Below are 15,754 nucleotides of genomic sequence, written 5' to 3'. Positions count from 1 at the left end.
TATCCTTACGGCGCCTTGACCTCCATCATGCCGGTGGCGGTGCGGGCCGAATATTGCGGCCGGTACATGTCCTCGATCGTTGCCGCCGGGTGGGCGTAGGTGCCCGGCGTCACCGCGCGCACGACGTAGGCGAGCGTGATGTTGCGGTCGCCGTCGCCGTCGTTGGGATTGAAAGCCGCGACGAAACGGTCGTCGCGGAATTCGAGATGAGCGGCATCGGTCTGCGCCAGCCAGGAGAAGTTCGTCAATTGGGCGCTGGAGACCAGGCCCGGATTGTCGATCTCGAAGCCGGCCGGCAACAGGTCGGTGATCAGCAGTCGCGAAGGCCAGGTGTTCTGCTCGTAAACCTTGAGCACGACGACATAGCGTTCGTTCTGCTTGACCTCCGTCACGTTGGCCTCTGTGCCGTCTAGCTTGTAGTAGGTACGGCTGATGGTAAAGCCGTTGCCGCCGGCCGGCAGAGGCTGGATCGGCGAGGCCACGGTGGTGACGACCGCCTGCAGCGGATTTCTGCCGGTGTTGACGATGGTCAGCGGACTGTCGGCCAGGTCGCCACCAGCGATCTGGTCCGAATAGCCGCCGGCATGCGGTGCGCCGTTGACGGTCAGCGCGATCGAATCATTGCCGGCCTTCAGCGCGCGGGCCGCCAGCAGCATCCAGGACTCGTCCTGTGTGCTGGTCCACCTGGCGTCGGCGCGTTCCCTGGTCACTAGTTGGATCAGCGCCGGCACGATGGTCGGCACCGGCTTGCTTTCCGCGGCAAGCGCCAGGATCGCCGCGCCGTCGCGCAGCGGCGAGCCATAGTCGGACCGGTAATAGTCATATTCGGGCGTCGACTTGGCCAGTTGCAGCGCGGCCTGGAAGGTTGCCTCCGAGCGCTGGGTGTCACCGTAGAGCGCGAGAGACGCCGCCAACTGGGCGACGGCCATCGGGCTGGTAAAGGCTTCGAGCTGGGTGTCGGCATAATAACGCAGATCGCCGACCGAGGCCTTCTTGTTGCGGGCAAGCACATAGAGCGCATAGGCGATCTCGCTGCCGCGATCCTGGACGTCCTGATCGTAGCCGATCGCGTTCTGCAGATTGCTCAGCGCCTGGTTCATCGCCAAAGCCGGCACGTCGTATTTCTGCTCGCGCGCCCGGGTCAGGAAATCGGTGACATAGGCGTCGAGCCACAGATCGCCGGAACCCGGACCCCACAGGCCGAAGCTGCCGGCCGATGCCTGGTAGCTCAGCACCTTGTAGATAGCGTCCTGGACGCGGCCATGCAGATCGGGGTCGCTGGCCATGCCGATGCCGGAAGCCATCTCGTTGACGTAGAGAAGCGGCATGGCGCGGCTGGTGGTCTGTTCGGCGCAACCATAGGGATAGCGGTCGAGCGTCATCAGCAGCGACGGTACATCGAAGGCAGCCGCCTGCGAAACGCCGACGCTGACCGAAGCGCCATCGAGCAGGCTTGCCGCCAGCAGTTCCTTGTCGACGCGCAGCGCGCCGCCATTGCCCTTGAGGTCGACGACCATGCGGGTGGTCACCGGCAGTTGCGCTGGGCGCACCGGCACATAGAGCGTCTGCTCGACAGCGGTGCCGTCGGCATGCGCAAGCTTGATGGTGATCGAGGCGTTGCCCGCGGTCCGCGCAATCAACGGCACGGTCAGCGTCTGCCGCTTGCCTTTGGCCAGCGTCAGCTTTTCAGGCAAGGCGGCACTGCCGGTAGACAGGTCGCCCGTCGTGTCGATGGTCAGCTTGTAGTCGCCAGCAGGGCCGTCGGTGTCGGCGACATCGAGCCGCATGACGGCGGAATCGCCGGGCGCCAGGAATCGCGGCAGGCCGGCGGTGATCACCACCGGATCGCGAACGATGACGTCGGACTGGGCATGGCCGACTGCTTCCTTTGTCCACGCGACGGCCATGACGCGCACGGTACCGTTGAACTGCGGTATGTCGAAGTCGATCCGCGCCTTGCCGTCGGAGTCGAGCTGGACCGGGCCGGAGAAGAAGGCGACCAGCTTTTCGGTCGGCGGACTGCCTTGCGATTGCATGTTGGCGCCGTCGCCGCCGGTGCGCAGCTTACCGGTTGTGCCCAGCGAGCCGTCGATCAGCCGGCCATAGATGTCGCGAACCTCGAGACCGAGCATGCGCTGGCCAAAGAACCAGTTCTCCGGATCCGGTACCTTGTAGTTGGTCAGGTTGAGGATGCCGACGTCGACGGCCGCGACCATGACATAGGCGTTGGTGCCGGGCTGCACGCCGGCTACGGCCACCGGGATCGACAGCTGCTGGCGCGGCATGGTCTTGTCCGGCGGCGCCAAGCTGACGGCAAGCTTCCGCGAGCCGGGATCGAGCTTCAGCCATTTGACGCCGATGGCGCGCGCCGGCATACGCGTCTCTTGCGCATCGCCCGGCCTGAACAGCGTTGCCGTGACGTAGGCGCCGGCACCCCAGTCGTCGCCGACCGGGATGTCGACGGTGCTGCCGCCGGCCGGCACGCTGGCGGTGACGGTCTTCAGGAGCTTGTCGGCGCCGATGGTGACGAGCAGCTCGCCGGCAAAGTGCGGCGACACTTTGAGCTTGGCCACTTCACCCGCCGCATAGGTATCCTTGTCGAGGGCGATCTCTAGGCCGTCGGGCGTTTCGGTGGTGGTGGAACTGACATACCAGCCGGCGTCGAACTCGTAGCTGGTGGCCGGGCCTTCCGGATCCGCTGTCTCGATCTCGAGCCGGTAGCGGCCCCAGTCGACCGGCAGCGACACCGTCGCCTCGCCATCGGCGCTCAGGTCGACCTGGCCGTTGGTCACCGCCTTGGTGAAGGTGACCGGCTCATAGTTCCAGGAGTTGCTCGAGCGGTACCACTGGTAGCTGCGCTCGACCTTGACCAGCGACCATTGCGCGCCCTTCAGCGCCTCACGCTTGCCGTCTGGGTCGACAGCGATCAGGCTGAACTTGGCCGTGCCGCCTTGCGGCACCTCGTCGTCGTCGAAATCCGGGCGGATGCCGATCATGTGGCCCTGCGGGCGGATGCCGATATTCAGCGAGCGCTCGACGGCACGGCCGCCGGTTTCACGCATCCTGACAGTGACCTTTGCATCGACCAGCTTGGTGGTGGATGGCAATTGATCGACGGAGACCGGGAAAGTCGCCTTGCCGTCCTCGCCGACCACCGGCAGGCCGGTGAAGGGCGTCACCGTCGGTTCAGCCGACTGTTCGTCGGCCAGACCGAAAGAATAGCCTTTGAAGCGGTCCCAATCGCGGGCGGTCGACAGCGTCAATTCGCCTTCGAGCGCGAGGCCCGCGGCCGGCGCGCCGTAGAGAAAGCGGCCGTCGACGGTAATGTTGGCGGTCTCGCCCTGGGCGATCTCCTGCTTGTCGGAGGACAGGTCGAACTCGATGCGGTCCGGCACGAAGTCCTCGACCAGGAACATCTGGCTGGCGACCGCCGCCTGCTTGGGATCGGTATGGATCGCCACCGTCCAGGTGCCGCGCATGGCGTTGGGTTCCAGCGGCAGGTCGACAGCGTGACCGCCGGCCGATGCGCCGTCGCTGACGATGCGGCGGTCCTCGACGCCGTCGGGCCGCGAGAAGATGAAGGTCAGCGGCAGGTTCTCGACCGCCTTGGCGGCACTGTCGCGGGCAAGGGCCGCGACATGGACATCTTCGCCGGCGCGGTAGATGCCGCGCTCGGTCCAGGCATAGACGTCGAGCGCGCCAGGTGCCGGCCGTCCGGCGACGCCACGGTCGGACAGGTCGAAGCCGGCGCGGCCCATATCGAGGAAGACGAAATCGTCGTCGCCCTGTTTGGCCATCAGCACGGCCGGGGCCATGCCGCTGTCGCCGCGCGTCAGGCCGGGATTGAACACCGCCCGCCCTTCCGCGTCGGTGGTCGCGGTGCCGAGGATTTCATTGTTCCTGGCCAGCAGCGTCAGCTCGGCGCCGGCGATCGGCTTGGCGGTTGCGAGCGAACGGGCAAAGACGTTCAGCCCATCCTGTCCGGTATAGGTCGACAGGCCGATATCGGAGACGACGAACCATTGCGTGGCGTGCGAATCATAGTCGTCGCTGCGATCGTTGACGGCTTGTGCGGTCAGCACATAGACGCCGGGCTTGCGCTTCGGCAAAGCCTCGTCGATTGGGAAGGAGGTGGTGACTTCCTTGTTGAGGTCGTTGGCGATGTCGAGCTGGCCTTGCCAGACCGGCTCGCCCATCTGTTCGGAGATGTTCGAAATGTCGTAGCCGTCAAGCTGGCGCAGGAACTGATATCCCGACAGAAGCTGGGCCAGCGAGCGGTCGCCGATGCGGAAGAGCTTCATTTGGGCGGCATTCATGTTGACGGTGACGACCGGTATACCGCGGCGTGCGCCGGCGGGCAGCACGAAGCTATCGCCGGTGAAGCGGGCCGAAGGCGCGCGGTCCTGCACGTAGATCGACAGAACCACCGGTGCCGCGGTGACCTCGCCAATGGCGGCCGGCAAGCCGGCGCGGAAGGTCACGTCATAATGTTGGCCGTGCTCGAGTCCTTCGACGCAGATCTGCTTGTCCTTGGCTTCGACGCCCTTGGGAGCGGCGTTGTCGACAGTAACGAACTGCGAGTAGTCGACGCCGGTCTTGACCAGTTCCTCGGAGAACTGCGCGCAGATGCGTGGCGCGCTGGTGTCGGCATCGACGGTATGATCGATGACGCGGAAGCCCTTGCGGGCCTTGAGATCCTGATAGGCGGCCCTGACTGCCGGCGAATTGACGAGAGCGAGGCTCGCCTCGTAGGCCTGCAGGGCCGGCCTGTAGAGATCGCGGCGATCAAGGCCGTCCCCGAGCAGCGCCAGCACGTCGGCGCGCGTCTTGGTGGTGCGCAGCAATTTGTAGGCGTTGAAGGCAGCGGAAGTGGCGTTCGCCGGCAGGGTCGACGGCTCCGAGCTGTTGGCGGTCGGATGGACGGCAAGCGTTTCGCGCGCCAGCTCGAGCCAGAGCTGGCCATCATCCGGCAGCACCGAAACCGCCGCTTCGTATTTGTGCATGGCCGAGCGATGGTCGCCCGTCAGCGCCGACTGTTCGGCGGCGGCCCTCAGCGCCGTCAGCCCTTCTGTCGGCTTGGTGTAGGTTGGGCCTGTGAGCTTGTTGCGGTATTGCTGGGCCTGGTCGGCCATCCATTTGGGGAAGAAGGCGAGTTCGGGTGGAGCGCCGATGTCGGGATCGCCATCGATGTTGACGATCTTGCCGGCGACGGCGCCGCCGAAGGGTTTCAACGAATTGTAGTCGGATTTAAGGAAGCACCATTTGGCCTTGAGGTTGTAGGTGAAGGCGCGGCAGGCCGGGTCGCCGAGGCAGGTGGTCTTGCACTGGTCGAGGCTGACATTCTGGTCGGATCTGAGATCGAAACCGAAATAGTCGGAATTGTCCGATGTCACCACCCGCCGGGCTTCGGCCGCTTGCGCGACACCGCTCCAGGCAAAAAAGAGAAGGAAAAGAATCGATAGACCACGAGCCGCGCGCATTGCCATAAACCCCTCCAGACAAGTGCTTACGTCCAGAAATCTTCAAGCTTCAGTCGCGCTTGTCAACATCGGGACGCGGCAGGATCCGCCTGCCAACGGTTTGCTTTCCGGCCGGTGACCGGTAGTAGCTCCATAGGACAGGGGATCACGCTTTCTTGCGGCGACGCAGAAGGTGTGAGTTCCAAGCCCTGTCTATTTCAGCAATTGGATTGTGGCCCCTTTACGAGTGCTTCAGAACTTCATTCCAATTTTAGGTTTGCGAGCTAGGCTAGGAGCGTAATGCCGGCGTATGAAAGGCAGATGTCGGGAGGAACCGCGCCACGGCGCGCGCTTTCGCGCGCCCTGCTTTTCGCATTGTTGTGCTCTACGGCACTTGTTGCCGAAACCGGAAGTGCGGCGGCCTTCGAGATTTTCGGCATCAAGCTGTGGGGATCCAAAGACGAAGATGCCGATATCGTCGACCCGCTGCGCTATGCGGTGACGATCGAGGCGCCGGACGCCGACAAGGATCTCGCCGAGAAGCTCGAAAACGCCTCGGCGCTGAAGGCCGACGAGGAACACCCGGTATCCGGTTCTCTCGGCCTGCTGGCCAAGGCGCGCAGCGACCGTGAGCAACTTGTTGCCGCACTCTACAGTGACGCCCGCTACGAGGGTGTCGTCACCATCACTATTCAGGGCAAGCCGCTCGACGATCTGCCGCCCGATGCCGAGTTTTCGGGTCCGCAGCCGATACCGGTGGTGATAAGCATAGCAGCCGGGCCGAAATTCACGCTTGGCAACATCAGGCTGGAAGGCGATGCGGCGGGGCTGGCAAGTGCCGATTTCGGTCTGATCGCCGGCGGTGACGCCAGTTCGGGCGCCGTGCTCAAGGCCGAGGCGGCGATCGTGCGGGCACTCAAGCAAGAAGGCAGGCCGCTGGCCAAGGTGACGGGCCGCGAGATCGTCGCCGAGCACGCTGGTTCGACGCTCGACGTGACGCTTGCCGTCGCGGCCGGCCCGGTCGCCGGCTATGGCGACACCACTGTCGAGGGCACGGAAAAGGTCGACCGCGACTTCACCGAATATATGACCGGCCTTAAGCGCGGCCGCCAATATTCGCCCGATGAGATCGACGATGCGCGCGACCGGCTGCTCGGGCTCGAGGTCTTCAACAGCGTGACGGTGAAGGAAGCCGACGCTCTCGACGCCGAGGGCAACATCCCGATCGGTGTCCAGGTAAGCGAACGCAAGCCGCGCTATTTCGGCATTGGCGGCAGCTTCTCAAACACCGAAGGGCTGGGCCTCGAAGGCTATTGGGGGCATCGCAATCTGTTTGGCCGCGCCGAAAAGCTGCGCATCGACGGCAAGATCAGCGGCATCGGCAGCAACGACTTGACCCAGCTCAATTACAATGCCGGCGTCATGTTCGAAAAGCCGGGCGTGGTCGGGCCGGCGTCGAAATTCATTGCCAGCGTCAATACCGTGCTGCAACACCCCGACGCCTACGACCATTTCTCGGTCAAGGGCAGCACCGGCCTATCCTACGAACTGGACAAGAAGCAGACGGTTTCCGCGCAAGTCGCGCTGGATTATTCGAGGATCCACGACGCTTTCGGCAAGCACACCTATCTGATCGCCAGCATTCCACTGCAATATGTCTACGACAATCGCGACAGCAAGCTCAATCCGACCCGGGGCTTCAGGGTGCTGGCCTATGGCGAGCCGAGCTACGACATTTTGAGCGGGGCTGCGTTTGTCAAGCTGAAGGGCGAGGGGTCGGCCTACCAGTCACTCGATTCGGCCTCGAAATTCGTTTTCGCCGAACGTGTCGCCATCGGCTCTATCATCGGCGCCAGTCTTCAAGATGTTCCGGCAGATCGACGCTTCTACTCAGGCGGCGGCGGTTCGGTGCGCGGCTATGCCTATCAAGGCATCGGCCCGAAGGACAGCAATGGAGAGCCGATCGGCGGGCTTTCCTTCTTCGAGACCTCGGTCGAGATGCGCATCGCCGTCACCGACAAGATCGGCGTCGTGCCGTTCGTCGATGCCGGCACGGTGTCGACCAGGCAGGTCCCCGATTTTTCGGACATGAAGGTCGGCGCGGGTGTAGGCTTGCGCTATCTGACGGCGTTCGGGCCGCTGCGCGTCGACGCGGCGGTGCCTCTCAACCGCGGTCCTGACGATCCTCATTTCGGCATTTATGCCGGCATCGGCCAGGCATTCTGATGGCAATATTCAGGCGCATCCTCCGTATTCTTTTCTACACGCTGCTCATCGTCGTGGCAGCGGCGGTGGGGGCGGTCGTCGTGCTGACCAAAACCGAGCGCGGCCGCGAAAACCTTGCCGGCATCATCTCGACCATGGCCTCGACCGGTGATCGCAAGGTGACTGTCGTCGGCATCGAAGGCATCTGGTCGGGCGCGCTGAGGGTCGATCATGTCATTCTGGAGGATCGCGAAGGCGCCTGGATGGTGGCGCGCAACGTGGCCGTCGACTGGTCGCCGCTGGCACTCCTGTCGAAGAGCTTCAGCGCCGATCGCATTGGGGCCGAGCGTATCGAGTTGGCAAGGCTGCCGGTGGCCACTACACAGTCGAGCCAGAGCGGAGCGACGACGCTGCCGGTTTCCATCGACGTCAGGCAACTCGACCTTCCCGAAATCGCGCTCGGGCAGGCTCTGGCCGGCAGCGGTGTCGCCGAACTTGCAGCCAAGGGAGCGCTCAAGGCGGACGCCTCACCATTGGCGATCGAGACCAACCTCAACATCGTTCGCCACGACGGCAAGCAAGGCACGGTCGACGCCAAAGCCCATTTCGCGCCGGCCGACAACAAGCTCGACCTCGACCTTAAGGCATCCGAGCCGGCCGGCGGCATCATCGCCAACCTGCTCAACCTGCCGGGCGCGCCGCCGGTCAACATTGTCGTTTCCGGCACCGGACCGCTCGCCAACTGGAATGGCATCGGGACCTTCGTTGTCGACGGCCGGATCGTCACCCAGCTTACCGGTCGCCATCAGCTCACCGACAAGGGTCATTATGTCGAGGCCAACGGCGATGGCGAATTCGAGCGCTTCCTGCCCGAAACCCTGAAACCGCTGTTTGCCGGCAAGACCACCTTCGACCTCGCCGGCACGGCGACCGCGGCCGGCGGCGTCGATGTCGAGCGCGCCAATATCGACAGCGGCGCCTTGCACGCGACCGCTGCCGGCATTGTCGATCCGAACGGCGCCAGCGACCTTTCGGTGAAGCTCGCCGCAAAGGGGCCGCCGATCGTGCTCAGCCTCGGCAGCGAGGCGCAACCGATAACCGTGGCAATCAAGGATGCCACGGCCCGCGCTTTCGGCGATGGCAAGGCGCCGATGATGGATATCAGCGCGTCGCTGGTCTCGGTGGTGGCGGGCGGCACGCGGGTGGACGACCTGATCGGGCAAGTGCATTCCGATGGTTTCGACATCCAGAACCGTAGCGGGCCGGTCACCATCAAGCTGACGGCGGCCGGCCTGAACACCGACGTCGCGACTTTGGCGCCGCTGATAACGGGCAGGGTCAGCGCCGGTCTCGCCGGCTCCGTCAGCAAGGAACAGATTGTCGTCGATAAAGGCACGCTACGCAGCGACGCGCTCAATGCGTCCGTAACAGCCACAGTGGCGCTTGCCGATCTGTCGATGACGCTCAAGATGAATGCCGACGCGGCTTCGACGGCGCTGCCGCCGCAAATCAGCTCGGTTCTCGGTGAGCGCGTGCAGTTTTCCGCAACCGCGACACGCGACCCGGACGGTGCGTTCGCCGCCAACGCATTGCAACTCACCTCCGGTACGCTTAGCGCCAGCGGCACCGCCAGTGTGCAAGGCACCGATATCCGAGCCGATATCAAGGGTACGCTGGGCGACGTGTCGGTGCTGTCGCCGCTGGTCGGCGCCAACGTCGGCGGCGCCGTCGGTTTCGGGCTTACCGCAAGCGGCGCGCGCAGCGCACCGGATTTCTCGGTTTCGGCCAACAGCGACAGCCTGACGGCGTCCGGCCATACGGTGAAGCAGATCAAGCTGAGCGCGAGCGGCAAGGCCGATATCGCCAGTCCCGCCGCCGATGTCTCGCTGACCGGCTCGGTCGACGACCAGCCGCTCGACCTCAAGGCATCGCTGGTCACAACCGACGGCAAGCGCTCCATCAATGGACTTGCCGTCTCGTTAGCCGACAACAAGGTCTCCGGCGACCTCGGGCTCGACGACAACCTGCTGCCGCTCGGCACGTTGACCCTCGATGCCGCCGATATTGCTCCGCTGGCCGCACTCACAGGCCAGTCGGTAGCCGGCGACGTGCGCGGCACCATCCGCTTTGCGAACGACAACGGAGCGCCGACGGTCGCGATCGATGCGACGAGCACCGTGATTTCGCGCGGCGAACTGGCGGCGAAGACAATCGCCGTCAACGCGCTGGTCGCCAATTATCTCAAAGCACCGGCAATCGCCGGCAAGATCAAGGCCGACACGATCACCTCCGGACCCACGGTGATCAGCGGCATCGATGTCGACCTGAAGCGCGATGGCGACTGGACCGGCTTTAGCGGCGGCGCCACGGTCGCCGGCATTCCGGCCAGCGCGTCCGGGTGGGTCAGGGTTGCGAACGGCACCACCAGCATCGAGCTTGCCTCGGGCGAGGCGACCATCCGCGGCATCAAGGCAGCTGTCGCGCAGCCATCAGCGCTGACAATCGCCAATGGCAGGGTGAGCATAGAGAAATTGGCGCTCGGTGTCGGCGGTGGTTCGGTTGCCGTGTCGGGTACGGCCGGCCAGACGCTTGATCTCGCTGCCACCTTGTCGGCGGTGCCGGCAGCGCTTGCCAATGATTTTTCACCGGGTCTCGATGCCGTGGGCGTGCTCAGCGGCACCGCGCAGGTCACCGGATCGTCGGCTGCCCCAGATATTCGCTTCACCGCCCGGCTCAACGGCGCCGAAACCAGCCAGACCCGGCAGGCTGGGCTCGGGCCGCTGGATCTCGACGCAGCAGGCCGTTTCTCGTCGGCCAGCGGCCTGGCCATCGAGCAGGCGACGCTTGCCGGCGAGAAGATCTCCGGCAAGGCAGCCGGCACCATCAATCCGAACGGTGCCAGCGATTTTTCGCTCCACCTGGCCTCTACCGGTCCGAGCCTGCCGTTGTCGCTTGGCAGCAAGGAGAGCCCGATCAAGCTCGAGCTACAGGCGATATCGCTAACGGCGGCCGGGCAGGGCGCCCAGCCGAAGCTCGACATTTCCGCGACGCTGCCATCGGCCGCCACCAATCTAGCTATGATCGAGGGCATCACGCTTGCGCTGCACTCCGATCGCTTTGATGTGAAAGCCCGGAGCGGGCCGATCTCCGGCACCGTGACTGCCGAAAAAATCGGCCTCGACAATCCGACTATCGCGCCGCTGATCGCCGGCAAGGTCACCGCCAAACTCGCCGGCAGCCTTGCCGCCGATGCCATCGTCATCGATAGCGGCACGGTGACCAGCGACGCGTTGAACAGCGGCTTCAAAGGGCGGGTCTCGCTGGCCGACGGCGCCGTCGACCTCAATGTCAAGGCGGACGCCGCCTCGGCGGCACTGCCGGGGGCGGTACGTGGCGTGCTCGCCGAGCGAACGCAATTCAGTGCCGCGCTGAAGCGGGACGCCAATGGCAGTGTCACCGCCAATACCGTCAGGCTGTCGTCCGGTTCGCTGACGGCAGACGGCCAGGCGAGCCTTGCCGACAACAAGCTCAGCGCCGACGTCAAAGGCGCGCTAGGCGACGTCTCGCTGCTATCCAAGGACGCCAAAGGCGCCATCTCTTTCGCGCTGAATGCGCAAGGTGCCAGCATCGCGCCGGATCTGTCGCTGACTGTCAACAGCGACAGGCTTTCGGTCGCGGCGCGCGAGATCACCGGTCTGAAGCTTACTGCCACCGGCAAGGCTGATGCCGCCAACCCGGCTGCGAATGTGCGACTCACCGGAAATGTCGGCGGCCAACCGCTGCAGGGCAGCGCCGTGCTGGCGACATCGGACGGCAAACGCGCCATCAACGGGCTTTTGCTGTCGCTCGGCAAGAACCGTATCTCCGGCGACCTGGCGCTCGACGATTCCTTCGTTCCGGCCGGCACCGTGGCGCTCGACCTGCCCGATATCGGTCCGCTTGCGGCCCTGGCACTGGAAAAGGCCGATGGCGATGTGCGCGGCACGATCGCCTTCTCCAAGGCGGGTACCGTGCCGCAAGTCGCCGTCAAGGCGACGACGGCCTCGATCTCGCGCGGCGATGTCTCGGCCAAGGCCGTGAGCATCGATGCGCTGATCGCCAACTATCTGGCGGCACCGGTGATCTCGGGCAAAATCCGTGCCGACAGCGTAACTTCCGGCGGAACGGCTATTCGGGGCGTCAACGTCGATCTCAAGCGCGACGGCGAATGGACCGGCTTTTCCGGTGGCGCCACCGTCAAGGATATTCCGCTGAGGGCGGCCGGCCGGGTCAAGGCGGTCAAGGGCACGACGACGGTCGAACTTGCCTCCGGCGAGGCGACCATCCGCGGCATCAAGGCGGCCATCGCCCAGGCCTCGACCATCAACATCGCCAATGGAGTGACCAGCCTCGACAGGCTGGTGCTCAACCTCGGCGGCGGCACGGCGACGGTCACGGGCAAGGCTGGGCAGGCGTTCGACCTCAACGCGACGCTGGCCCGCGTCCCGATCTCGATAGCCAACAGTTTTTCGCCGGGCCTCGATGCCGCCGGTTCCATCTCGGGCACGGTGAAGGTGACGGGCGCGCCGGCCAATCCGGCCGTTGCCTTCAAGATCGACGCCGCAGGCGTTCAGACGTCGCAGACCCGTGGTGCAGGTTTCGGCGGCATTGGCGTTTCATCCTCAGGTACGTATTCGGGCAACAGACTGACCTTCGACGCCAACATGAGCGATGCCGCCGGCCTCGGCCTCAAGGGCGGCGGCACGATGACGACATCAGGCGCGCCCACCCTTGATCTCAACTTTTCCGGCAAGGTGCCGTTCGCCTTCCTCACCAGGACACTCGCCGCGCAAGGCCTGTCCCTCAGCGGCACGGCCGACGTCGATGTGCAGGTGCGCGGCCCGGCGACGTCGCCGGTGATCTCAGGCACGGTCCGCACGTCGGGCGCCCGTCTGGTCGATGCGCGATCGGGGCTTGCGATCAACGACATCACTGCCGATGTCGCTATCGGCAATGGCGTGGCCAGGATCAACCGCCTGACCGGCACGCTGTCGACACGCGGCAGCCTTTCGGCCAGCGGCACCGTCGGCATCGATCCGGCAAAAGGTTTTCCGGCCGACCTGTCGGTCAAGCTCGTCGATGGCCGCTATACCGACGGCAAGGTGGTCACCGCCAATCTTGGCGGCGACCTGACCGTCAAGGGACCGCTCACCTCCGCGCCGGTGATTTCCGGTACGGTCAACCTGGCCAAGACCGTCATCACCGTACCCGAAAAGCTGCCCGGCTCGCTGGCCGAGCTCAACGTCAAGCACAAGAATGCGCCGGCCGCCGTGCGTGCGCAGGACAAGGCGTTGCGCCCGGCCGCTGCAAGCAGTGGCGGCGGCGGCAACGGCCTCAATCTCGACGTCACGGTCAATGCGCCGAGCCAGATCTTCATCCAGGGCAGGGGTGTCGACGCCGAGCTCGGCGGTTCGCTGCGGCTGACCGGCCCGGCATCGTCACCCCAGGCGGTCGGCACCTTCACCTTGCGGCGCGGACGGTTGACGATCCTTGCCAAGCGGCTGACCTTCACGGAAGGCACCGTCGGCTTTTCCGGCTCTCTGGTGCCCTACCTCAATCTCACGGCGCAATCGAAGACGACCAGCGCCACCGTGACTATCGTGGTGTCAGGCGAGGCGAACAACCCGAAATTCACCTTCTCCTCGGTACCCGCGTTGCCGGAGGATGAGGTGCTGGCGCAGCTGATCTTCGGCCGTTCGATGTCGAACCTGTCGCCGCTGCAGATCGCGCAGCTTGCCGAGGCTGCCGGACAACTGGCCGGCGTCGGCGGCTCGACCTCACTGCTGCAGAACCTGCGCAGCGCAATCGGCGTCGACGATCTCGACGTAATCACCGATGAACAGGGTGGCACCGCCGTCTCGGCGGGCAAGTATCTCAACGACCGTACCTATGTGACGATCCAGAAGGGCGACAGGCCGGGCTCGGGCAAGGCAACCGTCGATCTCGACGTTGGGCGCGGCGTCAAGCTGCGTGGCGAGGCAACCGACGCCGGCGAAGCAAAAGGCGGTGTTTTCTACGAACGGGAATATTGAAACCGGCCGTTCGCGCAGAACAACTGGTTGCCTGAGAACGAGTGGCGCAGCGGCGAATGTCCCAGTTTAATTGCCTGTGGGGATTTCGGACGAAATCCCTGGCGCAGTAGCAAATTTGCGCCAAGACTGTCGTTATCGCGCGAACCGCCCTGCTTTCAAAGTTGCACATTCCTTGGCATGTTCCCAATCCCTGCCGTCTTTGACATCATGGCGAGGATGCGGAATGTTAAAAGGCAGAAAGCCAACAATGGGAGTAAGTCATGACGATCTACAAGAGTAACGGCGACCGCGTTCCCGATCACATCCTGGCCATGGCCGAAGACGCCAAGGCAGGCAAGATGGATCGTCGCGAATTTCTAGCTCTCGCCAGCGTCTTCGGCGCGTCGACGGCGATGGCCTATGGCATGCTTGGCCTTGCAGACCCGACGCCGGCCAAGGCGGAAGAGGTCCAGGGCAAGAAAGGCGGCGTATTGAAGGTCGCGCAATGGATCAAGGATCCGAAGGATCCGCGCAAGGCCGACTGGTCGGAAATCGCCAATGCCGAGCGCCAGGCGCTCGAGCCGCTGGTCAAATACACCACCGAATACACGTTCCGCCCCTATCTGCTGGAGAGCTGGGACGTGAATGACGACGCTACCGAATACACGCTGCATGTGCGCAAGGGCGTCACCTGGAACAACGGCGATCCGTTCTCCGCAGACGACGTCATCTTCAACCTCAAGCGTTGGGCCGACAAGAAAGCCGAAGGCAATTCCATGCCCGGTCGCCTCGGTTCGCTGGTCAAGGATGACAAGCTGGATGAGAGCGCGGTTACCAAGGTCGACGATCACACGGTCAAGCTGACGCTCAGCAAGCCGGATATCGCCCTCATTCCCAACGTGTGCGACTATCCCGGCCTTATCGTCCACAAGACCTTCGACGAGAAGGGCGGCGACTTCAAGTCCTGCCCGATCGGAACCGGCCCGTTCGAGTTGGTCTCCTACGATGTCGGCCAGAAAGTGGTCTACAAGCGCCGCGAAGACAACAAATGGTGGGATGGTGACGTCTTCCTCGACGGCATCGAGTTCATCGACTACGGCACCGATCCGGCGGCGATGGTCAGCGCTTTCGAGGCAGGCGAGGTGCACACCAACTTCGAGACGTCGGCCGACTATGTGTCGATCCTCGACGGCATGGATTTGGTGAAGTCGGAGATCGTCACCGCCTCGACGATCGTCTGCCGTACCAATGTGACCAACAAGCCTTACGGCGACCAGAAGGTTCGCAACGCCCTGCAGCTCGCGGTCGACAACAATGTCGTCCTGCAACTCGGCTACGGCAATGCCGGCACGGTTGCCGAAAACCACCATGTCGCCCCGATCCATCCGGAATACTATGAATTGCCGAAGATTGCTCGCGACCCGGCCAAGGCAAAGGCGCTGATGGCGGAAGCCGGCCAGGCCGATTTCGAGCACGAACTGATCACGGTCGACGAAGACTGGCACAAGAACACAGGCGATGCGATCGCCGCGCAGATGCGCGACGCCGGCATCAAGGTCAAGCGTACGGTGCTGCCGGGTTCGACCTTCTGGAACGACTGGACGAAGTATCCGCTGTCGATGACCAACTGGAACATGCGGCCGCTCGGCGTCCAGGTTCTGGCGATCGGCTATCGCACAGGTGAGGCCTGGAACGAGACGGCCTGGTCGAATCCGGAGTGGGATGCCAAGCTCAACGCTGCGCTGGCAGTTGCCGACGCCGCCAAGCGCAAGGAAATGATGAAGGATATCGAGCAGATCCTGCAGGATTCCGGCATTATCATCCAGCCTTATTGGCGCAAGCTCTACAGCCATTCGGTCAAGGCGGTGCAGAACTACAAGATGCACCCGACCTTCGAGCGCGACTACGGCAAGGTCTGGCTCGACCAGGCCTGACCGGACGATCCGGAAAGGGGCGTGTCGCCCCTTTCCCTCGCTCTTTGCATGGTCCTTGGTCCGAAAGTCGGCGCGGCAAAAAGTTGCGGACTCTTCGGCCTGGGTC

Annotated in this window: 4 protein-coding genes; 3 read left to right on the top strand and 1 reads right to left on the bottom strand. The window is 64.2% G+C overall.

The features are described 5' to 3' along the window. Positions 1 to 5: 5 nt before the first annotated feature. The gene (locus NKJ81_RS28260) at positions 6 to 5,486 is read right to left on the bottom strand and encodes an alpha-2-macroglobulin family protein (RefSeq protein WP_352542438.1); all 5,481 of its coding nucleotides are present in this window, start codon (positions 5,484 to 5,486) and stop codon (positions 6 to 8) included. 273 nt (positions 5,487 to 5,759) lie between these two features. Here NKJ81_RS28260 and NKJ81_RS28255 point away from each other — a divergent pair, with 273 nt between their 5' ends. The 3 genes from NKJ81_RS28255 (at position 5,760) to NKJ81_RS28245 (ending at position 15,648) form a co-directional block, all read left to right on the top strand. After that, positions 5,760 to 7,685, top strand: a complete 1,926-nt coding sequence (locus tag NKJ81_RS28255; RefSeq protein WP_352542437.1) for an autotransporter assembly complex protein TamA — start codon at positions 5,760 to 5,762, stop codon at positions 7,683 to 7,685. Then, positions 7,685 to 13,735, top strand: coding sequence for a translocation/assembly module TamB domain-containing protein (locus NKJ81_RS28250; RefSeq protein WP_352542436.1), 6,051 nt, complete (start codon positions 7,685 to 7,687; stop codon positions 13,733 to 13,735). Before NKJ81_RS28255 ends, NKJ81_RS28250 begins: the two co-directional genes overlap by 1 nt. A 260-nt stretch (positions 13,736 to 13,995) precedes the next feature. Beyond that, on the top strand, positions 13,996 to 15,648 hold the full coding sequence (locus NKJ81_RS28245) for an ABC transporter substrate-binding protein (protein WP_352473524.1): 1,653 nt from the start codon (positions 13,996 to 13,998) through the stop codon (positions 15,646 to 15,648). Positions 15,649 to 15,754: the final 106 nt, after the last annotated feature.

This window comes from Mesorhizobium sp. M0018 (genome assembly GCF_040323955.1).
Classification (GTDB): Bacteria; Pseudomonadota; Alphaproteobacteria; order Rhizobiales; family Rhizobiaceae; genus Mesorhizobium.
Note: the sequence above shows the minus strand (reverse complement) of the source record. Positions and strands in the feature narration are given on the sequence as shown.